22 protein-coding genes and 2 tRNA genes are annotated in these 21,930 nt (G+C 73.5%); 7 read left to right on the top strand and 17 right to left on the bottom strand.

Annotated features, from left to right (window positions below; all coding sequences use genetic code 11):
- Nucleotides 1-33: 33 nt before the first annotated feature.
- Together ACK2IS_RS06235 and ACK2IS_RS06230 are read right to left on the bottom strand one after the other, a co-directional pair.
- Nucleotides 34-1,038: an NAD(P)H-dependent glycerol-3-phosphate dehydrogenase gene (locus ACK2IS_RS06235; protein ID WP_409485279.1), complete on the bottom strand. Its 1,005-nt coding sequence runs from the start codon at nt 1,036-1,038 to the stop codon at nt 34-36.
- Entirely contained in the window at nt 1,035-1,742 is a 708-nt protein-coding gene (locus tag ACK2IS_RS06230) for a lysophospholipid acyltransferase family protein (protein ID WP_409485278.1), read from the bottom strand. The genes ACK2IS_RS06235 and ACK2IS_RS06230 overlap by 4 nt, the downstream gene beginning before the upstream one ends.
- Before the next feature lie 178 nt (nt 1,743-1,920).
- On the opposite strand from ACK2IS_RS06230, the gene cofC reads away from it, so the two are divergent.
- Nucleotides 1,921-2,592 (top strand): 2-phospho-L-lactate guanylyltransferase, encoded by a 672-nt coding sequence (gene cofC / locus ACK2IS_RS06225; protein WP_409485277.1) that lies wholly within the window; start codon nt 1,921-1,923, stop codon nt 2,590-2,592.
- Between the two features lie 132 nt (nt 2,593-2,724).
- On the opposite strand, the gene ACK2IS_RS06220 is transcribed toward cofC, so the two are convergent.
- The 3 genes from ACK2IS_RS06220 to leuC form a co-directional block, all read right to left on the bottom strand.
- On the bottom strand, nt 2,725-3,246 hold the full coding sequence (locus ACK2IS_RS06220; RefSeq protein WP_409485276.1) for an HU family DNA-binding protein: 522 nt from the start codon (nt 3,244-3,246) through the stop codon (nt 2,725-2,727).
- Between the two features lie 428 nt (nt 3,247-3,674).
- Nucleotides 3,675-4,274, bottom strand: coding sequence for a 3-isopropylmalate dehydratase small subunit (gene leuD, locus ACK2IS_RS06215; RefSeq protein ID WP_409485275.1), 600 nt, complete (start codon nt 4,272-4,274; stop codon nt 3,675-3,677).
- Between the two features lie 3 nt (nt 4,275-4,277).
- Nucleotides 4,278-5,717: a 3-isopropylmalate dehydratase large subunit gene (leuC, locus tag ACK2IS_RS06210; RefSeq protein WP_409485274.1), complete on the bottom strand. Its 1,440-nt coding sequence runs from the start codon at nt 5,715-5,717 to the stop codon at nt 4,278-4,280.
- 133 nt (nt 5,718-5,850) lie between these two features.
- Between leuC and ACK2IS_RS06205 the strand changes: the two genes are divergently transcribed.
- Nucleotides 5,851-6,573 (top strand): IclR family transcriptional regulator, encoded by a 723-nt coding sequence (locus tag ACK2IS_RS06205; protein ID WP_409485273.1) that lies wholly within the window; start codon nt 5,851-5,853, stop codon nt 6,571-6,573.
- 93 nt (nt 6,574-6,666) lie between these two features.
- On the opposite strand, the gene ACK2IS_RS06200 is transcribed toward ACK2IS_RS06205, so the two are convergent.
- The 4 genes from ACK2IS_RS06200 to ACK2IS_RS06185 all read right to left on the bottom strand — a co-directional run bounded on the left by ACK2IS_RS06200 (nt 6,667) and on the right by ACK2IS_RS06185 (nt 8,963).
- Entirely contained in the window at nt 6,667-7,974 is a 1,308-nt protein-coding gene (locus tag ACK2IS_RS06200; protein ID WP_409485272.1) for an acetyl-CoA hydrolase/transferase family protein, read from the bottom strand.
- A gap of 262 nt (nt 7,975-8,236) precedes the next feature.
- Nucleotides 8,237-8,545: a hypothetical protein gene (locus tag ACK2IS_RS06195; protein ID WP_409485271.1), complete on the bottom strand. Its 309-nt coding sequence runs from the start codon at nt 8,543-8,545 to the stop codon at nt 8,237-8,239.
- Nucleotides 8,546-8,705: 160 nt separating this feature from the next.
- Nucleotides 8,706-8,778: transfer RNA gene (locus tag ACK2IS_RS06190), tRNA-Glu, on the bottom strand.
- Between the two features lie 113 nt (nt 8,779-8,891).
- A tRNA-Gln gene (locus ACK2IS_RS06185) sits at nt 8,892-8,963 on the bottom strand.
- 170 nt (nt 8,964-9,133) lie between these two features.
- Here ACK2IS_RS06185 and ACK2IS_RS06180 point away from each other — a divergent pair.
- Nucleotides 9,134-9,484 carry a hypothetical protein gene (locus ACK2IS_RS06180; RefSeq protein WP_409485270.1) on the top strand — a complete coding sequence of 117 codons (351 nt, stop codon included), beginning with the start codon at nt 9,134-9,136 and terminating at the stop codon, nt 9,482-9,484.
- 79 nt (nt 9,485-9,563) lie between these two features.
- On the opposite strand, the gene gltX is transcribed toward ACK2IS_RS06180, so the two are convergent.
- Entirely contained in the window at nt 9,564-11,054 is a 1,491-nt protein-coding gene (gltX, locus tag ACK2IS_RS06175) for a glutamate--tRNA ligase (protein WP_409485269.1), read from the bottom strand.
- Between the two features lie 64 nt (nt 11,055-11,118).
- On the opposite strand from gltX, the gene ACK2IS_RS06170 reads away from it, so the two are divergent.
- Entirely contained in the window at nt 11,119-11,574 is a 456-nt protein-coding gene (locus ACK2IS_RS06170) for a fluoride efflux transporter FluC (protein WP_409485268.1), read from the top strand.
- Nucleotides 11,571-11,966: a fluoride efflux transporter FluC gene (locus tag ACK2IS_RS06165; protein ID WP_409485267.1), complete on the top strand. Its 396-nt coding sequence runs from the start codon at nt 11,571-11,573 to the stop codon at nt 11,964-11,966. Before ACK2IS_RS06170 ends, ACK2IS_RS06165 begins: the two co-directional genes overlap by 4 nt.
- Nucleotides 11,967-11,985: 19 nt before the next feature.
- Here the strand turns inward: ACK2IS_RS06165 and ACK2IS_RS06160 are convergent, their stop codons facing one another.
- On the bottom strand, nt 11,986-12,765 hold the full coding sequence (locus tag ACK2IS_RS06160) for a fumarylacetoacetate hydrolase family protein (RefSeq protein WP_409485266.1): 780 nt from the start codon (nt 12,763-12,765) through the stop codon (nt 11,986-11,988).
- Between the two features lie 347 nt (nt 12,766-13,112).
- Here ACK2IS_RS06160 and ACK2IS_RS06155 point away from each other — a divergent pair, with 347 nt between their 5' ends.
- Nucleotides 13,113-14,624 (top strand): hypothetical protein, encoded by a 1,512-nt coding sequence (locus ACK2IS_RS06155; protein ID WP_409485265.1) that lies wholly within the window; start codon nt 13,113-13,115, stop codon nt 14,622-14,624.
- 16 nt (nt 14,625-14,640) lie between these two features.
- Here the strand turns inward: ACK2IS_RS06155 and ACK2IS_RS06150 are convergent, their stop codons facing one another.
- Nucleotides 14,641-15,225, bottom strand: coding sequence for a DUF1992 domain-containing protein (locus ACK2IS_RS06150; RefSeq protein ID WP_409485264.1), 585 nt, complete (start codon nt 15,223-15,225; stop codon nt 14,641-14,643).
- Between the two features lie 50 nt (nt 15,226-15,275).
- Here ACK2IS_RS06150 and ACK2IS_RS06145 point away from each other — a divergent pair, with 50 nt between their 5' ends.
- Nucleotides 15,276-16,145 carry a 3-methyladenine DNA glycosylase gene (locus ACK2IS_RS06145; RefSeq protein ID WP_409485263.1) on the top strand — a complete coding sequence of 290 codons (870 nt, stop codon included), beginning with the start codon at nt 15,276-15,278 and terminating at the stop codon, nt 16,143-16,145.
- Nucleotides 16,146-16,214: 69 nt separating this feature from the next.
- Here ACK2IS_RS06145 and ACK2IS_RS06140 read toward each other — a convergent pair whose 3' ends face one another.
- The 5 genes from ACK2IS_RS06140 to selA form a co-directional block, all read right to left on the bottom strand.
- Nucleotides 16,215-17,309: a branched-chain amino acid aminotransferase gene (locus tag ACK2IS_RS06140; RefSeq protein ID WP_409485262.1), complete on the bottom strand. Its 1,095-nt coding sequence runs from the start codon at nt 17,307-17,309 to the stop codon at nt 16,215-16,217.
- A 130-nt stretch (nt 17,310-17,439) separates the two neighbouring features.
- Nucleotides 17,440-18,504 carry a 3-isopropylmalate dehydrogenase gene (locus tag ACK2IS_RS06135; RefSeq protein WP_409485261.1) on the bottom strand — a complete coding sequence of 355 codons (1,065 nt, stop codon included), beginning with the start codon at nt 18,502-18,504 and terminating at the stop codon, nt 17,440-17,442.
- 7 nt (nt 18,505-18,511) lie between these two features.
- Nucleotides 18,512-18,619 (bottom strand): 3-isopropylmalate dehydrogenase, encoded by a 108-nt coding sequence (locus ACK2IS_RS06130; protein ID WP_409485260.1) that lies wholly within the window; start codon nt 18,617-18,619, stop codon nt 18,512-18,514.
- Between the two features lie 33 nt (nt 18,620-18,652).
- Complete coding sequence (gene selB, locus ACK2IS_RS06125) at nt 18,653-20,428, bottom strand: selenocysteine-specific translation elongation factor (protein WP_409485259.1); 1,776 nt, start codon at nt 20,426-20,428, stop codon at nt 18,653-18,655.
- Nucleotides 20,425-21,777, bottom strand: coding sequence for an L-seryl-tRNA(Sec) selenium transferase (selA, locus tag ACK2IS_RS06120; protein WP_409485258.1), 1,353 nt, complete (start codon nt 21,775-21,777; stop codon nt 20,425-20,427). The genes selB and selA overlap by 4 nt, the downstream gene beginning before the upstream one ends.
- Between the last annotated feature and the right edge of the window lie 153 nt (nt 21,778-21,930).

Genomic DNA, 21,930 nt, shown 5'->3' with positions numbered 1-21,930 from the left:
GCACGGCAGGCGGGACCAGCCGATCCGGTCGGGTCAGCGCCGCTCGGACTTGCGGGCCCGCGACATCAGCGCGGTCACGACCTCCTGCGGTTCGCGCCCGTCGTGGACGACGGCCGCGACCTGCTCGACGATCGGCATGTCCACCGCCACCGAACGGGCGAGCGCCAGGATCGACTCGGCCGACTCCACGCCCTCGGCGACCTGGCGGGTCTCCGCGACGATCTCGTCCACGGACAGGCCCTGGCCGAGCTTGACCCCGAAGGAGTGGTTGCGGGACAGCGGCGACATGCACGTCGCGATGAGGTCTCCCACGCCCGCGAGCCCGGAGAAGGTCAGCGGGTCGGCCCCGAGCCGGACCCCGAGCCGGGTGGTCTCGGCCAGGCCCCGGGTGATGATCGAGGCCTTGGAGTTGTCACCCAGCCCCAGCCCCTCGGCCATGCCGACCGCGAGGGCCACGACGTTCTTGGTCGCCCCGCCCAGCTCGCAGCCGACGACGTCGGTCTCGGTGTACGGACGGAAGTAGGGCGTCGCGCACAGGTGGGCCACCCGCTCGGCGGTCTCGCGCGAGGCGGAGGCCACGACGCTCGCGGCGGGGTCGTGACGCACGATCTCCTTGGCGAGGTTAGGACCGGTCACGACGGCCACCCGCACGGGGTCGATGGCGCCGACTTCGCTGATGACCTCCGTCATACGCCGGCCGGTGCCGCGCTCGATCCCCTTCATGAGCGAGACATAGGTCGCCTCGCGCGGCAGGGTGCCCGCCCACCCGGCGAGGTTGGCCCGCAGGCTCTGGGACGGCACCGCCAGCACCACGGCCTCGACGCCGGCCACGGCCTCGGCGACGTCGGACGTGGCCGAGATCGCCGCGGAGAGCGGCAGACCCGGCAGGTACTGCGCGTTGGTGTGGCGCTCGCGGATCTCGCCGGTGACCTCGGTGCGCCGGCCCCACATGGTCACCGTGCACCCGGCGTCCGCCAGGACCGTGGAGAAGGCCGTGCCCCAGCTGCCGGTGCCCAGCACGGCCACCCGCGGGCTCACGCGCGACCCCCCGCGACGGCGCCGGGCCCGCGGCCGTCGCCCTGACGGCGCAGGTCGTAGCGCTCGACGGGAGCCGGCTCACCGCGCAGCTCCTCCAGCAGGCGCACGATGTCGGCGACGATCCGGTCGGTGGCCTCACGCACCACCTCACCCGTGACCGGCCGGCCCTGCAGGTCCGTGAGGTCCACCGGCGGGCCGGCGAGCACGGTCACCGTCTTGCGTGGGAACGGCCGCAGCCGGCCAGAATAGGGCGCCATGATCTCCTGCGGTCCCCACTGCGCCACGGGGATCACCGGGCAGCCGGTCTCCAGGGCGATGCGGGCCGCACCGGTCTTGCCGGTCATCGGCCACAGCTGCGGGTCCCGGGTGATGGTCCCCTCCGGGTAGATCGGCACCGTCTTGCCCGCCCGGATCGCTCCCACGGCGGTGCGATAGGCCTCGACGGCGCGACCGGTGTTGCGATAGACGGGGATCTGGCCGGCCAGCGCGGCGAGACGACCGAGGACGGGTGTGCGGAACACCGACTCCTTGGCGAGGAAGAACGGCGGTCGCCCGTTGTCGTAGAGGAAGTGCGCGAGCACCAGGAAGTCCACGTGCGAGAGGTGGTTGGCGCAGACGACGACCCCGCCGGGGCGGTCCAGGTGCTCGGTCCCCCGCCATACCCGCCGGGTCAGGGGCACCACGGCAGTCTTGGCGATCACCACGCACGCCCGATATGCCCACGGCAGCCTGATCCTCGGCGCTCGGCCCACGGTGATCCCTTCGCCCTGCGGTCGGCCGGGAGGATCCCGGACGGCTGACCCGCAGGGGCCATGATCGTGCAGCACCTGCGTCCTGTCGACCTGCGCGACCCGGCGTGGCGCACCTGGGAGGATGGATCCGATGTCCGACTCCTCCGCACCCCAGCCCTTCCCCTGGCGCGTCGTGATCCCCGTCAAGGACACGGTCACGGGCAAGTCCCGTCTCGTGCCCCCGGAGGGCATCTCGCGCAACTTCCTGGCGATGAGCATCGCCCTGGACACCATCAACGCCGCCCGGCACTGCCTGGGCGCCGCTGCCCTGGTGGTGGTGACCGGCGACGAGGCGCTGCAGGCCCACATGGGCTCGTGGGGGGTGCCGGTCCTGCCCGACCCGGGGGGTGATCTGGACGCGGCTCTGCGGGCCGGTGCGTCGTATGCCGTGACGGCGGCCCGCACGGCCGGGCACGAGGCGCCCGGCGTGGCCGCGCTGCTCGGCGACCTGCCGGGGATGCACCCGGACGACCTGCGATCGGTGCTGCTGGCGGCGACGGGGGTGCCGCGCGGCTTCGTGCCCGACCGGGACGGGACGGGAACCGTGCTCCTCACCGCCGCCCCCGGTCTCGCGCTCGCCCCGGCCTTCGGGCCCGGGTCCGCCGGGCGCCACGGGGAGCAGGCGGTCGACCTCACCACCCTGGTCGAGGTTCCCGAGCGGCTGCGGCTGGACGTCGACGTCCGGGCCGACCTGGCGCGGGTCGCGCAGCTCGGGGTGGGGCGGCACACCGCGATGGTCCTCTCCCTCGGCGCCCCGGACTGAGGTCGGCGCGCCGGGGCCTGCTACGTCGCGGGCACCGAGCCGGACCGCGCGGCGCCGCAGCCGTACCGCTCCGGACGCGGACCGCCCGCCGCCTCCGACGGAGACGGCGGGCGATCGGGGCGCGGGCAGGCGCTACTTCTTGGCGTCCTTCTTGCCCGACGCCTTGGGCGTGGCCTTGGCGGCTTTCGTGCCCGTGGTGCCGGGCGCGTCCTTCTTGGGGGCAGCCTTGGTGACCGGGGCCGGGGTCTTGGCCGCGGCGGTCTTCTTGACCGCGGCCTTCTTGACCGCGGCCGAGGCGACCTTGGTGGCGGGGGTGCGGGCGCCCAGCGCGGAGGCGGAGTTGGCGCGAGCCCCGGCGATACCCGACTTCGGGAGCTTCCTGGGGTCGGCGACGACGTCCTTGAACTGCGCGCCCGGGCGGAACTTCGGCACGTTGGTCTTCTTGATGCGGACCGTCTCACCGGTGCGGGGGTTGCGACCGGTCCGAGCGGCGCGCGCGGCCCGCTCGAAGGTGCCGAACCCCGTGATGCCCACGCTGCCGCCGCCGGCGACCTCGCGGATGATGACGTCGACGATGGCCTCGACGGCCTCCGACGCGGCCCTGCGGCTGCCGAGGCGCCCCTCGAGGGCATCGAGCAGATCTGCCTTGTTCACATTCCCTCCACATGTCCGTTGCGTCCGGCAGGCTGCCGGTCGTCACCGCGTCGGTCGAGGGAAGGACCCCTGCGCCCTGCCAAGGCTCGACCTGTCCTCGACGGTAGGTAATCGGCGGGGCCACGTCTACGAATTCGGGAAGTTGGACCACTTGCCCGACAAGGACTTTGGGGGGCGGGGGGAGCCGGTGGGACGAGCCACGGTCGCGTGGCCCCTGGCCTGCGCAGATCCCGTCCGGGCGGGGCCCCCTCTCGACCCTCTGACCGAAAGCACTGCGACACAACATACTTCACTCAGAGTAGTCGAATGAACACGTATAGATGACCGTCCGTCGGGCCGAACGAACGGATGCGCCAGGGGATCTCGGGGCGGCTCCCAGAGGTCGGGTCGAGGCGCCGAAAAATAACTCTCGGCCTCTTGGCGTGTTGCTACGCCGATCGGGTGAGCGTGCTCGGGAGACGGCCCGGTCGACGCGCCTCGAAGGCCGTGATCGCCGCCTCGTGGCGCAGGGTCAGGCCGATGTCGTCCAGCCCCTCCAGGAGCCGCCAGCGGGTGTAGTCGTCGATCTCGAAGGGGGCGACCAGCTCCCCGCAACGGACCTGCCGCTCCTGCAGGTCCACCGTCACCGCGGCGCCCGGGTCGTGCTCCAGCAGCTTCCAGAGCAGCTCGACGTCGGACTGGGCGACGGCCGCCGTCAGCAGGCCCGCCTTGCCGGAGTTCCCCCGGAAGATGTCGGCGAAGCGGGACGAGATCACCACCCGGAAGCCGTGATCCATCAGCGCCCACACCGCGTGCTCGCGCGAGGAGCCGGTGCCGAAGTCGGGGCCGGCCACGAGGATCGTCCCGCCGGCATACGCCGGATCGGCCAGCACGAAGCCCGGGTCCGAGCGCCAGCCCGCGAACAGGCCGTCCTGGAAGCCCGTGCGCGACACCCGCTTGAGGTATTCGGCCGGGATGATCTGGTCGGTGTCGACGTTGCTGCGGCGCAGGGGCACCCCGACTCCGGTGTGGACGACGAACGGCTCCACGGCTCACGCTCCTTCGGTCGAGGTAGGGCGGGCTGGCAGGTCGGCCGGGCCGGCGAGCGTGCCGCGCACGGCGGTGGCGGCGGCGACGGCGGGTGAGACCAGGTGGGTGCGCCCGCCCGGACCCTGCCGCCCCTCGAAGTTGCGGTTGGAGGTGGAGGCGCAGCGCTCCCCCGGCCCGAGGCGGTCCGGATTCATCGCCAGGCACATCGAGCACCCGGGCAGGCGCCACTGCGCCCCGGCAGCGGTGAACACCTCGTGCAGGCCCTCGGACTCGGCCTGCTGCTGCACCCGGGCCGATCCGGGGACGACGAGCATCCGCACCCCGTCGGCGATCTCGCGGCCCCGCAGCACCTCCGCGACCTCCCGCAGGTCCTCGATGCGGCCGTTGGTGCACGACCCGACGAAGACCGCGTCGACAGGGATGTCCTTGAGCGGCATACCTGCTCGCAGACCCATGTAGTCGAGGGCGCGGCGCGCGTCGGCCGCCGCGTCGTCGTCCCCGAGCGCGTCCGGATCCGGCACCTCGGCCGACAGGGGCAGCCCCTGGCCGGGGTTCGTGCCCCAGGTGACGTGCGGGGACAGCGTCGTCGCGTCGATGACGACCTCGCGGTCGAAGGTCGCGTCGTCGTCCGAGCGCAGTCGCGACCAGGCCGCGACGGCGGCGTCCCAGTCCGCACCGGTGGGGGCGTGCGGACGTCCCCGCAGGTAGTCGAAGGTCACCTGGTCCGGGGCGATCATGCCCGCTCGGGCCCCGGCCTCGATCGACATGTTGCAGACCGTCATCCGCGCCTCCATCGACAGCGAGCGGATGGCGGGGCCGCGGTACTCGATCACGTGGCCCTGCCCCCCGCCCGTACCGATCCGGGCGATGACCGCGAGGACCAGGTCCTTGGCCGTGACCCCGGCCGGCAGCTCGCCCTCGACGGTGACCGCCATGGTCCGGAAGGGCCTGAGCGGCAGGGTCTGGGTGGCCAGGACGTGCTCGACCTCGGACGTGCCGATGCCGAGGGCCAGCGCCCCGAAGGCGCCGTGGGTGGAGGTGTGGGAGTCGCCGCAGACGACCGTCATCCCCGGCTGGGTGAGGCCAAGCTGCGGGCCCACGACGTGCACGATCCCCTGCTCGGGGTCACCCATCGGGCGCAACGGGATGCCGAGCTCGGCGCAGTTGCGGCGTAAGGTCTCCACCTGGGTCAGGCTCACCGGGTCGGTGATCGGGCCCGGTGTGGTGGGGACGTTGTGGTCCTCGGTGGCGAGCGTCAGATCCGGGCGGCGCACGGTGCGCCCCGCGAGGCGCAGTCCGTCGAAGGCCTGAGGGCTGGTCACCTCGTGAAGCAGGTGCAGGTCGATGTAGAGCAGGTCGGGCTCGCCGTCGGCGCGGTGCACGACATGGGATTCCCACACCTTCTCGGCAAGGGTGCCGCCGTGGTTCGGGCTGACGCTCACGGTCTCCTCCGATGGGCTGGGCGCGATTGGTCGGGTATGTCGGCGGGCCGCTGGCCCTCTCTGCTGGCAGGCTGTCGCAGGACGGCTACGCAGCGGATTTGCGTCTCAGGCTACGAGACGGCAGTATCATGCTATGGACACCTCTACATCGGGCGTCGGCGTCCTCGACAAGGCCGCCGTCGTGCTCGGAGCCCTCGAGGCGGGACCCGCCACGCTCGCCCAGCTCGTCTCCGCCACGGGGCTGGCCCGGCCCACCGCGCACCGCCTCGCGGTCGCCCTGGAGCACCACCGCCTCGTGGCCCGCGACATGCAGGGCCGCTTCGTTCTCGGACCCCGCCTCGCCGAGCTGTCCAGCGCGGCCGGGGAGGACCGGCTCCTGGCCGCGGCAGGCCCCGTGCTCAACGCCCTGCGCGACCACACCTCCGAGAGCGCGCAGCTGTTCCGGCGCCAGGGCGACCACCGCATCTGCGTCGCCGCCGCCGAGCGCCCGATGGGTCTGCGCGACTCGATCCCGGTCGGCGCCTCCCTGTCCATGCTCGCCGGCTCGGCCGCTCAGGTGCTGCTCGCCTGGGAGGAGCCCGACCGGCTCCACCGTGGCCTGCAGGGCGCGAAGTTCACCGCCACCACCCTGTCCGGGGTGCGGCGCCGGGGCTGGGCCCAGTCGGTGTCCGAGCGCGAGCTCGGCGTGGCCTCGGTGTCCGCCCCCGTGCGAGGTCCCTCCGGCCGGGTCGTCGCCGCCGTGTCGATCTCCGGCGCCATCGAGCGGATCTCCCGCCAGCCCGGCCGGCTCCACGCCGCCACCGTGGTCGCCGGCGCCAACAAGCTCACCGAGATCCTGCGGCGCTCCGCGCCCTGACCCACCCCGCCGAGCCGGACTCGGTGCTGCCGGACGCCCGCGACGGCGCCTCGCCCCGATCGCCGGGGGTGAGGCGCCGCCGCCGGAGGCGGCTCAGAGGATGTGCATCTCCTGGGCCTTGATCCCCAGCTCCTCGCGGAACTTGGGGTGGGCGATGTCGATCAGCGCCCGGCAGCGCTCCTGGTTGGTCTTGCCGCGCAACTGGGCCACGCCGTACTCCGTGACGACGTAGTTGACGTCGTTCTTGGAGGTGGAGACGTGCGCGCCCGGCTTGAGGGTGGGCACGACGCGCGAGATCGTGTCGCCCTTGGCCGTGGACGGGGTGACGATGAAGGACTTGCCGCCCTTGGAGCGGTTGGCCGCGCGCACGAAGTCGCTCTGACCGCCGGTGCCGGAGTAAGGCATCCACCCCATCGACTCCGAGCAGCACTGGCCGACGAAATCGATCTCGACGGTGGCGTTGATGGTGTGCATGTCGTCGATCCCGCCCACGACGTAGGGGTCGTTGGTGAAGTCGACCGGGTGCATCTCCAGGGCGCGGTTGCGATGCATCCACGAGTAGAGCCGCTCCGAGCCGAGCGCGAAGGTGGCGACCGAGCGCCCGGGCAGGAGGTTCTTGAGCCGGTTGGTGACCACGCCGGCCTCCACGAGGGACAGGATCCCGTCCCCGATCATCTCTGTGTGCACGCCCAGGTCCTTACGGTCGGTGAGCTGCATGACCACGGCGTCGGGGATCGCACCGAAGCCGATCTGGATGGTCGCGCCGTCGGGGATCAGGTCGGCGACATACCTGCCGATCGCCTGCTGCACCGGGCCGATCTCGGGCAGCCCCACCGTCGTCAGGGGGCGGTCGTCCTCGACGACGGCGGCCACCTGGTCGACGTGCACGTGGCACTCGCCGTAGGCATAGGGCACGCGCGGGTTGACCTCGAGCACCACGCACCGGGCCTTCTCGATCGCGGCCATGGTGTAGTCCGTGCTGAGGGAGATGGCGAAGTACCCGTGCTCGTCCATCTCCGAGGCCATCGCGAAGACCACGTCGCACGGGAAGAGACCCTGCCGGATCAGCGAGGGCATCTCGGTGAAGTAGTTGGGGCGGTAAGGGATCCAGCCGGCCTGCCCGCCGGGACGGGTGGGTCCGCCGTAGAAGTAGGCGGTGTGCCGCACGTGGTCGACCGTCTCCGGGTCGTAGTAGTCGAAGCTGCGGAAGGGGATGATCTGCTCCACCGCGACGCCGTGGAGCTCGCGGCGCCGCTCGGAGAGGGCCTCCAGCAGCGAGGGCGGCTCACCGACCCCGGTGGGAACCACGATCGTCTCGCCGTCCCGCACGAGACGGACCGCGTCGTGCGCGCTCGTCAGCTTGCGGCGGTAGGTGTCCTGGGCGGTCAGGCTCGTCGTCATCGTCACTCTCCATCGAGGCGGCCGGTGGGTCACCCCATCCTCCCGGCCCGCGGCGGAGCCGACAACGCGACCCCCCTGGTTGCCCGTGTGACCTGACAGACAGCGGCGGTATGCCGGGCGCCCCGCAGCGCCACCAGCAGCGGTCGGCCTGGTCAGGAGCGGCCCGGCCAGGCCGACCGAGGGGGCCTGGCGCCCTCGAGGGTGCTCGTTCAGACGACCGTGTCGCCGGCCTGGCGGGCGTGCCGCAGGCCGAGCAGCAGCATCAGGCGGAGCCGAGGTAGTCCGCGATCGCGGCGAACTTGGCGATGGTGCCCACCGTGGTGAAGGCCTTGGCCTGGTCACCGGTCGTCATCTCCTGGCCGGCGTACTTCTCCGGGTTGGGCTTGATCGCCGGGTCCTCGAGCTGCCTGCCGGAGGGCATGGTGATCCTCTGCGCGGCCAGCTGGTCGTGGACCTGACCCTGGGCGAAGGAGGAGGCGGCCCAGGTGAGCAGGCCACCCCCCACGAGCAGCGGCAGGGCGAGCAGGAGCCCGAGGGAGGAGAGGAGGGTGTCGAGGGTCGTGCGGCGCATGGGGTGCCTCCTTGCGGTGAGAGCCGGTCGACATCGACCGGCCTCTCCACTGCGCCCCCGATCGTTCATGGTTCAACCACTCGGCCGCTTGCTTCGCATCACATCTCCCTGCACAGGCAGGAAGGGCCCCTCCTGCAGGAGGGGCCCTTCCTGATGTTTGTACCCCCGACCGGATTCGAACCGGCGCTACCGCCGTGAGAGGGCGGCGTGCTAGGCCGCTACACAACGGGGGCAAAACTGTTGCGCTCTCACCCTCTCGGGTGTTTCGCAACGAGGAGAAACCTTACTCGAACCAGCGGGCTTCTCCCAAATCGACGCTTTCCACGAGAGAGAACGGTCGATCTTGCTGGGGTACCAGGACTCGAACCTAGACTAACTGAACCAGAATCAGTCGTGCTGCCAATTACACCATACCCCAAGGGAACTGACCCCTTCCTCGACCGCCTGGTGAGGGGCGGTGAAGCGTGGGCGAACCGAGAGAGAACTCTACCGGAGGCGGGCCGCTCCCCCAAATCGTCCCGCTCACGACGAGGAGGCCAGGTAGGAGTACTCAGGCGCCGACACCCGCCGCTGCCTAGGGTCGCGGCCATGAGCGACCTCCCACCCCCGGCCCGGCCCGGGTGCGAACGCCGCGCCCTCCACGTCCTCGCCACCACCTACACCCTGCTCGTCACCGGGTGCTGGGCCCTGTGGATCCGGGACGAGTTCCACCCGGATCCCGACCAGGTAGGCGCCTCCCTCGCCGGCGTACCGCTGCTCCTGGCGACCATGCCGTGGGGCGTGCTGCTCCCCCCGGTGCGCAGCCTCCCAGGCCTGGGCGACGTGCCCGTCTGGGTGCACGCGACCGTCGTCGCCGTCGTCGGGTGGGCGGCCAACCTGGCGGTCCTGCGGTCCCTGGCCTGGGTGGTCAGGCAGGTGCGTGGCCGTCGGGCGAGGTGATGCGGTCGGCGGGATCAGGGGGGACGACGACGCCCCCGCCGCTCGAGGGGGGCGGCGGGGGCGTCGTCGGGCATCCGGCTCAGAGCTGGGACCGCAGACGCCGCAGGCGCGCCAGCGTCGACTCCTTGCCCAGGATCTCCATCGACTCGAACAGCGGCGGCGACACCCGGCGCCCGGTGACCCCGACACGAGCGGGGGCGAAGGCGAACTTCGGCTTGATCCCGAGGTCCTCGCACAGCCGGGCCCGCAGGGCGGCCTGGATCGGGGCGGCGGTGAAGTCGTCCAGGGCCGTGAGCGCCTCGATGGAGGCGTCCAGCACCTGCGGGGCGTCCTCCTTGAGGGCCGCGACGGAGTCCGCGTCATACACCAGCTCGTCGTCGCCCACGAACAGGAAGCCGAGCATCGGTCCCGCCTCGGCAAGGGTCTGCATCCGCTCCTGCACCAGCGGGGTGGCCGCGGTGACCAGGCGCATCTGCTCCTCCGTCGGCTGCCCCGGCAGCTCGCCGCGACGCACCAGGTGCTCGACGATCCGGCCGGCCAGGTCCTCCGGCGAGAGAGCCCGGATGTAGTGGCCGTTGAGCCAGTTGAGCTTGTCCATGTCGAAGATCGGGCCGACGGTGTTGACCTTGGTCCAGTCGAAGCGCTCCACGAACTCCTCGAAGGTGGACACCTCCTGGCCGTCCGCCACCGGGGGGTAGCCCACGAGCTGCAGGAAGTTCAGCAGCGCCTCGGGCAGGTAGCCCTCCTCGCGGAACCAGGTCAGGCGGGCGGCGGGGTTCTTGCGCTTGGAGATCTTGGACTTGTCGGGGTTGCGCAGCAGCGGCATGTGCGCGAACTGCGGCAGCTCCCAGCCGAGCCACTGGTGGAGCAGCACGTGCTTGGGGGTGGAGGAGATCCACTCCTCGCCGCGCACCACGGTGGTGATGCCCATCAGGTGGTCGTCGACCACGACGGCCAGGTGGTAGGTCGGGAAGCCGTCGGCCTTGAGGATCACCTGGTCGTCCGGACGAGGGGCGCTGACCCAGCCGCGGATGACGTCCTGGAAGCGCAGCTCCACGTCGTCGGGGATGAGCATCCGCACGACCGGCTTGTCGGTGAATCCCGGCAGCTGGGCTCGCTCCTCGCGGGTCTTGCCGTGGCACAGCCGGTCGTAGCCGGTGGGCTGCTTGGTCTTCTGCTGCAGCTCGCGCATCGCCGCGAGGCGCTCGGTGGAGCACCAGCAGTAGTACGCGTGCCCGTCGGCGATGAGCTGCTCGACGTAGGGCGTGTAGGTGTCCAGCCGCTCGGACTGGCGGTAGGGGCCGTGCTCGCCGCCCACGTCCGGTCCCTCGTCGTAGGTCAGCCCGAGCCAGGTGAGGGTGTCGAAGATCTGCTGCTCGCTGCCCTCGACGTAGCGCGCCTGGTCGGTGTCCTCGATGCGCAGCACGAACCGGCCGCCCGTCCTGCGGGCCCAGGCGAGGTCGAACAGCGCCATGTAGGCGGTCCCGACGTGCGGGTCACCGGTCGGCGAGGGGGCGACGCGGGTGCGCGCCGGCGTGCGGGAGGCAGGGGTGTGAGCGGCGTCAGTCATGGTGGGGCCAGCCTATCGGCCCTGCCTGACCGGGGCGGCCCGGCGGATCCGGCACGATGGGCGGGTGACTCCCCCACCTCGGCACCTGCTGACCGTGGCCGTCGGTGGCGCGGTCGGAGCAGGGCTGCGCCAGGCTCTGGTGCTGGCCTGGCCGCCACGCGGGTGGGACGCCGTCGTGCCGGCGATCAACGTGGTCGGGGCCTTCGCCCTGGCGGTGCTGCTCACCTGGCTGGCCGGGCTCGGCCCCGACGCCGGTCGGCGCCGCGACGCACGGCTGCTGCTGGGCACCGGCGTGCTAGGGGGCTTCACCACCTACTCCACCCTCGCCGTGGACACGGCGACGCTGCTGCGCAGCGGTCGTGCCGGTATGGCGGCCGGCTACGCCCTGCTCACCGTCGGCCTCGGCGCCGCGGCCTCGCTGATCGGGATCCGCTGCGGTGCAGGGCTGCTCGCGGCCCGGCCGGGGGGACGTCGGGGGACGCCGCCGCCCGACGCCTCGGCGCCCGAGGAGGCACCGTGACCCCTGGCCTCTTCTTCGGCGTCGCCGTCGCCGGTGGCGTGGGCGCGGCGTTGCGGCTGGCCGTCGACACGTGGGTGCGCGACCGGGTGGCCCGCCACGCGGCCCCCGGGTTGGCGGCCTACGGGCCGGGCACCCTGCTGATCAACGTCGCCGGATCGTTCGCCCTCGGTCTGGTCGTCGGCCTCGCGTCTCGCGAGCCGCTCGACCCCGCCTGGCGGCTCGTGCTCGGCACCGGGCTGTGCGGAGGGTTCACGACCTTTTCGACCGCGAGCCTGGACACCGCTCGGCTGGTGCCCGCGGCCGGGCCCGGCCGCGCGGCGTCGCACGCCGCGGCGACGCTGGTGCTGTCGCTCGCGGCGGCGCTGCTCGGCCTGGCGCTCGCCGGCACCTGACGGCCGGACCCGGCCGGGATCAGCGGGAGCGGACGAAGGGATTGCTCAGCGTGCCGATCCCCTCGACCTCGACCTCGACGCGCTGACCCTCCTGGACCTGCCCCACGCCGGCGGGGGTGCCGGTGAGGATGACATCGCCCGGCAGGAGCGTGAAGGTCTGGGAGGCATGGGAGATCAGCCGGGCGACGTCGTGGATCATGTCGCTGGTCCGGCCGTCCTGGACGACCTCGCCATCCAGCCGGGTGACGATCCGCAGGTCGGCGGGGTCGAGCTCGGTCTCGATCCACGGCCCCAGGGGCTTGGACCCGTCGAACCCCTTGGCCCGGGCCCACTGCCCGTCCGACCGCTGCAGGTCACGGGCGGTCACGTCGTTGGCACAGGTGTAGCCGAACACGGTGGCGAGCGCGAGCTCGGGCGGCACGTTGCGCACCATCTTGCCGATGACGACGGCGAGCTCGCCCTCGTAGTGGATGTTGCTGCTCGCGGCCGGCATCGGCACCGGGTCGCCAGGACCGGAGACCGCGGTGTTGGGCACCAAGAACATCAACGGCTCGGCCGGGGCCTCACCACCCATCTCCGCGGCGTGGTCGGCGTAGTTCTTGCCGATGCCGACGACCTTGCTGCGCGGGATCACCGGACTGAGCAGCCGGACCTCCTCGAGCGGGTAGCGGGGACCTGCGAAGGCGAGCTGCTGGTAGATCGGGTCGCCGCCGATCTGGGCGACCACCAGGTCGTCCCCGTCGCGCTCCACGACGCCGTAGGCCGGGTCTTCTCCAAGGGTGAATCTCGCGATACGCACGGTGTCAACCTACCGCCGTGCGCCAGCCCGCCGCTGCTCGGACGGCCTGACGTCCACGTGGCCGCGGGCGCGCAGAAACCGCCTGTTCGGCAACAGCCCGTGTCGATACCACCCGCCCGGCTCAGCCTGGACGGTTCATACCGTGACGACCCCGACCCGGTCGGGCTACGTTGCGATTCCCCCGTCCCTGGATGGACCCCGGAGGTCCGAGCATGCCCAGCTCATCCACCCGCCGATACGCCGCGCCCGCCCCCGTGCGCGCGGTGCCCTCCCCCGAGGGGCCGACCCAGCCTAGCCCCGCGCACCTGGTGCCCCAGTCACCGGCAGACGCCGAGGAGGACGAGCCGATGACCGTCTCCATCCGCGACATCTTCGCGGGAGGCGGTCCGGAACCGGTCGACGACGAACGGGCCGCGGACGCGCCCGCGCACCGCACCGACGAGCAGGAGGCGCGGGCTCGCGGGGACCGCTTCCCGCACGCCGAGCGCTTCGGGCGGCAGGAGGGGCGCCGCGACGAGCGGCGGGCCGAGCACCGCGCCGACCGGCGGGAGGACCCCCGTCCTGGTCCCGAGGACCGCTTCGACCACGACGAGGTGCAGCGGCGCCCCGGCGCCCGCCCGACGCACCGCTCCGGCGGGGAGCACGCGCACGGACACCCGGTCCTGGAGCCCGTCGCCGCCGCGCCGGACCCGGTCCGCGATCCCGAGACCGACCCCGACCTGGCGTGGGAGCGTGCCTGGGGCCGCGACCCCCAGCCCGAGCCCCGACCGCGCCAGGAGACCCGGCGGCGCACCCAGGTCGGCGAGCGCACCGCCCGCGACGGACGCCCCACCCGCGACGGACGCCCCACCCGCGACGGACGCCCCACCCGCGACGCGCGGCCGACCCGCGACGAGCACCCCACCCGCGACGAGCGACCGCAGGACGTCGAGGAGGACGAGGACCTCGACCTCGACCTCGCCGAGCCCACGCTGCGGCTGGAGGAGGACGAGAGCACCCCGCCCCGCAGCGGCTTCCGCGCGCTGCTCTTCGAGCTGAGCGGCGGGCGGATCAACCTCGGCCCCAGCGCCGCCGAGGTCGAGGACCTGGAGCGGGTGCACCGCATCCAGCGCCACCTCGACCGTCCCCTGCACGTCGCGTTCCTGTGCTTCAAGGGCGGTGTCGGCAAGACGTCCACGGCGGCCGGTGTGATGCTCGCCATGGCCAACAACCGCGCCGACGGGGTCGTCGTCACCGACCTCAACCCCGACGCGGGAGACCTGGCCGAGCGGCTCATCGGTGAACGCCTGTCGGGGGTCTACGACTTCGCGAAGTCCTGCCGTCAGGTGCAGCGCCGCGGCGACCTGGGCCGCTGGGTGGTCACCGAGGGCCGCCTCGCGGTGCTGCCCGGGGACGAGGACCCCAGCCCGGAGCGCAGCGTCTCCAGCGAGGACGTGGACGCGGCCGTCGCCACGCTCGAGCGCTACTACACCGTGATCGGGATGGATGCCGGCACCGGCTTCGCCCAGCCGATCATGAGCGGGGTGCTCGCCAACGCCGACGTCGCGGTCGTGTGCGCCAGCCACTCCCTCACGGGTGCCCGCCGCGCCATCGACACCCTGGAGTGGCTCCGCCGCCACGGGCACGAGGACCTCGCGGACAACGCGGTCATCGCCCTCGCGGACAAGGACCGCACCTCCGGCCACCTGTCCAAGGATCGCGTCGTCCGGTGGCTCAGCCGACACACGCGCGGTCTGGTCGTCGTGCCCCACGACCCGCACGTGGCCGACGGACGCCAGGTCACCTTCGGTGCCCTGGCACCGGCCACCCGCCGCGCGTACGAGGAGATCGCGGCGATGGTCACCGACCTGGCGCCCTGACCGAGGCGGGTCCGGCTCAGGTCGAGCGGGACCCTGAGGAGCCTCGGCGGGCGAACCAGCGCCGCCACCAGGCTTTCTCCCGTCGCTCCTGGGCCAGCCGGGCGATCCGGGCGCGCTCCCGCTCGGCGTGCTTCTCGGCCGCTCGCGCCACCAGGCGCCGGTGCTCGCGCCATACGGCCAGGACCTCGTCGACGTCGACCGTCGGTGCGACGGGTGGCATCTGCGGGCCGGTCGCCGGCCGCAGCCGGTCCTGCCGGACCCGGCGGTTGAGGTCCTCGGCGATCTCCCGGACCGCCTCCTCCCGGGTCACGTCCCGCACCGTGTCGTGGATGTCGTGGGCCTCGCGCCGCAGCGCCATCGTCGGGTTCATCGCGCCGGCCAGGTCCAGCTGCTCCCGCTCGATCAGACCGGTGATCCACCAGTCCTCGCGATACGGGCGGTCCAGGCTGGGCAGGGGCTTGCCGGCCCCCTTGAGGTTGTCGAACTCGCCACGCTCCTGGGCCTCGCGGATGCGCTTCTCGGCGAGGGACTCGACATAGCTCGGTGGCGGACGCCACCCGCGGCGAGGTCCTGGGTCTCCAGCGGTCTGCTCGTCGGCCATGGCCTCCATCATGGCGCCGGACCAGGTCCCGGCGGTCCTAAGATCGTCCGGTGATCGTGCTGACCCGCAGCGAGTGGGAGCCGCTCGAGTCCGCCCACCGGGCGCGGGCCTGCGCGGCGACCGCGGCGCACCTGGAGCGCCGGGCACGCGGGCACAAGCACCCGCTGGAGGACTTCCTGTTCGAGTACTACGGCTTTCGCCCCGGCCACCTGGCCCGCTGGCACGTGGGGCCGGGTGTGGCCCTGGAGGGACCGGCCCCGCACGAGGCCTGGCCGTGCTACCGCACCGAGGCGGGCCGCACCTGGCTGGACGTCCAGGCGTATGCCGACAAGCGCGGCGCCGCGGTGCGATTCGTCCGGGACCTCCTCGTAGGCATCCACGGTCGGCCGCCGGCTTTCGGGTGCTTCGGGCTGCACGAGTGGGCGATGGTCTACCGCCTCTCCCCCGACGACGTGCGGCACCGCTCGCTGCCGCTGCGGCTCGGGTCGCGGGGCACCGACGAGGTGGTCGAGGCCCACGAGATCCGGTGCTCGCACTACGACGCCTACCGCTTCTTCACCCCCGACGCGGTCGACCGCAACGCCGTGCGGCCGACGCGCGAGACGATCCAGGCGAACGAGCAGCCCGGCTGCCTGCACGGCGGGGCGATGGATCTCTACCGCTGGGCCTTCAAGCTCGCTCCTGGCATCCCGGGCGACCTGGTGCTCGACTGCTTCGACGTGGCCCGCCAGGCGCGGATCCTTGACATGGCCTCCTCGCCGTACGCCACCGCGTCGCTCGGGGTCCCCGACATCGCCGTGGAGACGCCCGAGGGCAAGGCCGAGCACGTGCGCCGTCAGCGGGCGATCGCCGAGGCGGCGGCGCCGGTGCGGGCGCGGTTGATCGCGGCGTGCGACACCCTGCTCGACGCCGCCCGGTGACGCGGCCCCGCCGCCTCGGCAGGTGGCGGGGCCGCGAGCGCCGGTGTCGCTCCGACGAGCCGGCGTCGCTCAGGCGAGCCGGTGCAGCCAGCCGTGGGTGTCCTCGGCGCGCCCGGTCTGGATGTCGAGGAGCTGGTTGCGGATGGTCATGGTGACCTCGCCGGGCTCGGAGCCGCCGACGACCTCCCCGTCCAGCCAGGACAGCCGGCCGACGGGGGTGACGACCGCGGCGGTGCCGCAGGCGAAGACCTCGGTGATCTCGCCGGAACCGACGCCCTCGCGCCACTCCTCGAGGCTGATGCGCCGCTCCTCGACCTCGTGGCCGAGCTCGCGGGCGACCTCGAGGATGGACGACCGGGTGACGCCCTCGAGGATCGAGCCGCTGAGCTGCGGGGTCATCACGGTGCCGTCGCGCTTGACGAAGAAGAGGTTCATCCCGCCGAGCTCCTCGATGTAGCGGCGCTCCACCGCGTCGAGGAAGACGACCTGGTCGCAGCCCTGGGACTGCGCCTCGAGCTGGGCCGCCAACGACGCGGCGTAGTTGCCGCCGCACTTGGCGGCGCCGGTGCCGCCCGGGGCCGCCCGGGTGTACTGCGGGGTGACCCACAGCGAGACGGGCTTGATCCCGCCGGAGAAGTAGGCGCCCGCCGGGGAGGCGATGACGCAGTAGGTCACGTGGGTGGAGGGGCGGACGCCCAGGCCGGACTCGGTGCCGATCATGAACGGTCGCAGGTAGAGAGAGGACTCGCCGCCGTGCTCAGGCACCCACACCTGGTCGACGTCGACCAGGGCGCGGATGGACTCCAGGAAGTCGGCCTGGGGCAGCTCGGGCAGGCCGAGGCGGTGCGCGGAGCGGGCGAAGCGGGCGGCGTTCTGCTCCGGGCGGAAGGTCCACACCGAGCCGTCGGCGTGCCGGTAGGCCTTCATGCCCTCGAAGATCTCCTGGCCGTAGTGGAACACCGCGGTGGAGGGGTCGAGCGTGAGCGGGCCGTAGGGCACGACCTCGGCGTCGTGCCAGCCGGCGTCGCGCGTCCACGTGGCCAGGACCATGTGGTCGGTGAAGTGCTTGCCGAAGCCGGGGTCGGCGAGCACCTGCTGGCGCTCGGCCTCCGTGGCCGGGGAGGTGGACCGCTCGACCGGGAAGGACAGGGACGACGTTGTCATGGGTGCTCCTGGTGGGAGGTGAGGTTCGCGTCCGAGGCTACCCCTCGGGGGCGAGGGCGACGACGGCCGGTCGCCGCGTCCGGCGCACGCCCGCGGGAGCCGCGCGACCGGCCGCGCCCCGGCGCCCGGCTCACAGCCGGGCGCGGATCGCGGCCCCGATGGCGCTGGTGCGGCGGACCTCGCCGCCGCGGTCGGCCAGGTCCGCCGCCACGGCCTCGGTCACCCGGTGCGCCTGGTCGACGAGCCCGACGTGGTCGAGCAGCAGCGCCGCCGACAGGATCGCCGCCGTGGGGTCGGCGATGCCGCGACCGGCGATGTCCGGGGCCGACCCGTGGACCGGCTCGAACATCGCGGGGTTGGTGCCCGAGGGGTCGATGCCGGCCGACGCGGCCAGCCCGATGCCACCGGACACCGCGGCGGCCAGGTCGGTGAGGATGTCCCCGAACAGGTTGTCGGTGACGATCACGTCGAAGCGGGCCGGGTCGGTGACGAGGAAGATCGTGGCGGCGTCCACGTGCAGGTAGTCCACCGTCACGTCGGGGTGCTCCGCCGCCACCGCCTCCACGGTCCGTCGCCACAGGTGGCCGGCGTGGACGAGGACGTTGTGCTTGTGCACGAGGGTGAGCCGGCGTCGAGGCCGCTCGGCGGCGCGGGTGAAGGCGGCCCGGACCACGCGCTCGACGCCGTGAGCCGTGTTGACGGACACCTCGGTGGCGATCTCGTGCGGGGTCCCGACCCGCAGGGCGCCGCCGTTGCCGACATAGGGCCCCTCGGTGCCCTCGCGCACCACCACCAGGTCGACGCCGTCCGGTGCCACCCGGTCCAGGTCCAGCGGACCCGGGACACCGGGGAACGACCGGGCAGGCCGCAGGTTGACGCCGTGGTCCAGGGCGAACCGCAGCGGCAGCAGGACGCCTCGCTCCAGCACCCCGGACGGCACGGAGGGGTCGCCGATCGCGCCGAGCAGGATGGCGTCGTGGGCGCGCAGCGTGTCCAGGTCGGGGTCGGTGAGCGTCTCACCGGTGGCGTGCCAGCGGCGGGCCCCGAGGTCCTGCTCGGTGGTGGACAGCGTCACCCCGGCGGCGGCGGTGACGGCCTGCAGGACGAGGACGGCCTCGGCGACCACCTCCGGGCCGATGCCGTCACCGGGGACGACCGCGAGGTCCAGCGAGGTCGGCGGGGTGGGCGTGGGCACGGCGGAGTCAGTCCCCCTCGTCGGTGCGGCCCTGCTCGCGCAGGTCCATCGACTCCTGGAGGGCGCGGCGGATGGCGTTCTGGTCGTCGGACATGGCACCAGGATGATCGGTCATCTCTCCTGATGGACCCCGCGTCTCACGTGATGGTCAACGGACGATCTCCCGGTGGCTGCCGTCGGTCCGTCGGGTCCAGCCCCGCGCGTCCAGGTGCTCCAGCAGCGGTATGACGACCCTGCGGGTGGTCCCCAACGTCTGGCGGGCCGCACTGGTGGTGAACGGCTGGGGCAGGGCCGCGAGCGACCGCATCGCCAGCGCCGGGGCCTTGGGCAGCAGCACGATGTCGTCGACCAGGCGGACCACCCGGCCCGCGGCCTCGGCGGCGGCGAGCTCCCGCGCGCCCAGCCCCCACTCGTCGAGCTGCCACCGCTCCGGCGCGGCGAAGGGGTCGGCGCCGAGCTGGGCCTCCAGCGCGCACATCCCGGCCTCGGCGTCCCCCAGGGTCGGAACCAGCCCGGGCCGACCGAGCCGCCCCTCGGAGCTGTCGAGCCCGGCGCCGGTCGCCAGCGCGCGCACCAGGTCCAGGTCGGGCAGGTCCAAATGTCGTCTGGCCTGCTCCAGCGGGAGCCACGGGTCCATGGGGTGCTCCCGTTCGCGGGCGGCCGCCAGGCGACGCAGCTCGGACACCCCGGCGGCCCACCGGTCCTCGTGGACCAGCCAGTCCCCGACGCGCAGGACGCCGGGGAGCTCGCCACGCACCTCGTCCGGGTCGGCGCCGAGCACCGCCAGGTCCTCCGGGCGCATCAGCCCACGTCGACGCACCTCGGTGACGACGTCGACCCCCTCCCGGGCGTCGACCAGCACCTCGGCCCGGCGCCGGGCGGCGCCGCGCCGCTGCAGGGCGGGTGGGTCGGCGTCGAGCACGGTGGCCCCGCCGAGGACCACCTGTCGTCCGGGGTCGCGCAGGATGATCCGGTCACCTGCCTGCAGGGGCAGCTCCTGGGGCAGCCGGAGCCGGGCGAAGCGGTCCCCCAGCGGCCGCACCCGGGCCGCCCAGGCGCCGGCGCCCGCGTGCACCATGACCTCCCCGGGCAGGTCCTCGGCCACGCCCCGCTGCAGCTGGACGTCCAGCTCCCGGGTGAGCCGCCACGCGCCCGGGGTGAGCAGATAGCCGCCTCGGGACACGTCGGCAGCGGCGACCGAGCGCAGGTTGACGGCGACCCGTCCCCGCGCCGGGATCGTGGTGAGGTCCTCGCCGAGCGACTGCAGCCCGCGCACGCGCACCTTGCGACCGCACAGCTCCAGCTCGTCGCCGACCGACAGGGTCCCGGACTCCAGGGTGCCGGTCACCACCGTGCCCGCCCCGGCGACGGTGAACGCGCGGTCCACCCACAGCCGGACCCGGCCGGTCGGGTCCGGTGCGGGAAGCCGCGCCACCAGCCGCTCCAGCGCTGCCCGCAAGGGGTCCAGACCCTCGCCGGAGACCGGAGAGACCGCCACGGCCTCCACCGCGCCGAGGCTGGACCGGGCGATCCGCTCCCGGGCCTCGGCCAGCGCCGCCGTCGGGTCGGCCAGGTCGCTGCGGGTGACCGCGAGCAGGCCGTGCCGCAGCCCGAGGGCGTCCACGGCCTCGAGGTGCTCCTCGCTCTGGCGTCGCCAGCCCTCGTCGGCGGCCACCACCACGAGGACCGCCGGAGCGGGCCCCAGTCCTGCGAGCATGTTGCCGATGAACCGCTGGTGCCCCGGCACGTCCACGAAGGCCAGGCGATCCCCCGACCCCAGCGTCGCCCAGGCGAACCCGAGGTCGATGGTCATCCCCCGGCGGCGCTCCTCGGCCCAGCGGTCGGGCTCCATCCCGGTCAGGGCACGCACCAGCGTGGACTTGCCGTGGTCGACGTGCCCGGCGGTCGCGACGACGTGCCTCATCGGGGGCCGTCCTCGCGCTCGCAGGGGGCGGCCGGCCGGTCGAGGTCGCCGAGCCCGGTCGCGACGTCCCGCACCGCCGCGGCCACCGCCTCGAGCCGGCCGTCGGGCAGGCACCGCACGTCGAGCAGGGTGTGGCCGCTCTCGACCCGGCCGACCACGGGGGTTCGTCCTCGGCGCAGCCGAGCGGCATACGGCTCCGGCAGCCGCAGGGCCCAGCCGGGCAGGTCGAGCCCGGGCGCCGACCCTGCGCCCACGCGACCGGCCGACGGGACGACCTCGGTGCCCGGCAGGTCGACCAGGGCCCGGAGCCGCTCGGCCCGCTCGCGCAGCGTCGTCGGGGCGACGTGCAGGTCCTGGTACGTCGGGGTCTGCGGTGCCTGCAGGGTCGCGGCGAGGGCCGCGAGGGTCAGCTTGTCGGCCCGCAGAGCCCGGTGGAAGGGGTGGCGGCGCAGCCGCTCGACGACCTTCGCGGCGCCGAGGACGATCCCCGCCTGGGGGCCGCCGAGCAGCTTGTCGCCGCTGCAGGTGACCACGGCCGCACCGGCCCGCAGGGCGGTGGTCGCGTCGGGCTCGTCGGGCAGGAGCGGGTCGGGCCGCAGCAGCCCGCTGCCGGTGTCGGCGACGACCGGCAGGCCCAGGGTGGCGAGCTCGCGGACGCTCGCCTCGCTGGTGAAGCCCTCGACGCGGAAGTTGCTGGGGTGCACCTTGAGGATCGCGGCGGTCTGCTCGGTCAGCGCCGCGGCGTAGTCCCCGAGGCGGGTGCGGTTGGTGGTGCCGACCTCGACGAGGCGCACGCCGGTCGACTCGACGAGCTCGGGGATCCGGAAGCCGTCGCCGATCTCGACCATCTCTCCCCGGCTGACCAGGACCTCCCGACCGCCGGCGAGGGCGGCCGCGGCGAGGGCGAGCGCCGCCGCTCCGTTGTTGACCACGAGGGCGTCGCCCGCGTCGGGGACGGCGCGCAGCAGGGCGTCGACCGTGCGCCGCCCGCGCCGGGTGCGGGTGCCGGTCGTCAGGTCGAGCTCCACGTCGGTGCTGCCGGCCGCGGCGGCGACGGCGTCGACCGCATCGGGCGCGAGCCGGGCGCGTCCGAGGTTGGTGTGCAGCACCACCCCCGTGGCGTTGAGCACGCCCGGGGCGGCAGCGCGCTCGGCCAGCAGGGCGGCGGCGGTGCCGGCGACGGCGTCGGGGTCGATCTGCCCGGCCCGGGCCTGGGCCTGGGCGTCGTGCACGGCGGCGAGCACGTGCTCGCGGGTGTGACGTGCGAGCGCCTCGACGAGGGGCGAGGAGGCCAGCAGCGTGTCGGTCCGCGGGATGTGACGCCGGGGATCCTCGGATTCCGCGCTCATGGTCAGACCCTACGACGAGGGAACCGCCCGGTCGTGGATCGCGGTGGGCGATCGACGCAGGGCGGTCGCGGCCGGTCGGCCGCTCCGGGGCGAATGGTCCGAGGGCCTTCGTCCCGGAGCGTGTAATTACAATCTGTCACATTCAGTAACTCT

The organism is Arsenicicoccus dermatophilus, from assembly GCF_046267915.1.
GTDB lineage: Bacteria > Actinomycetota > Actinomycetes > Actinomycetales > Dermatophilaceae > Arsenicicoccus > Arsenicicoccus dermatophilus_A.
This window is presented reverse-complemented; position numbering and strand designations above follow the sequence as displayed.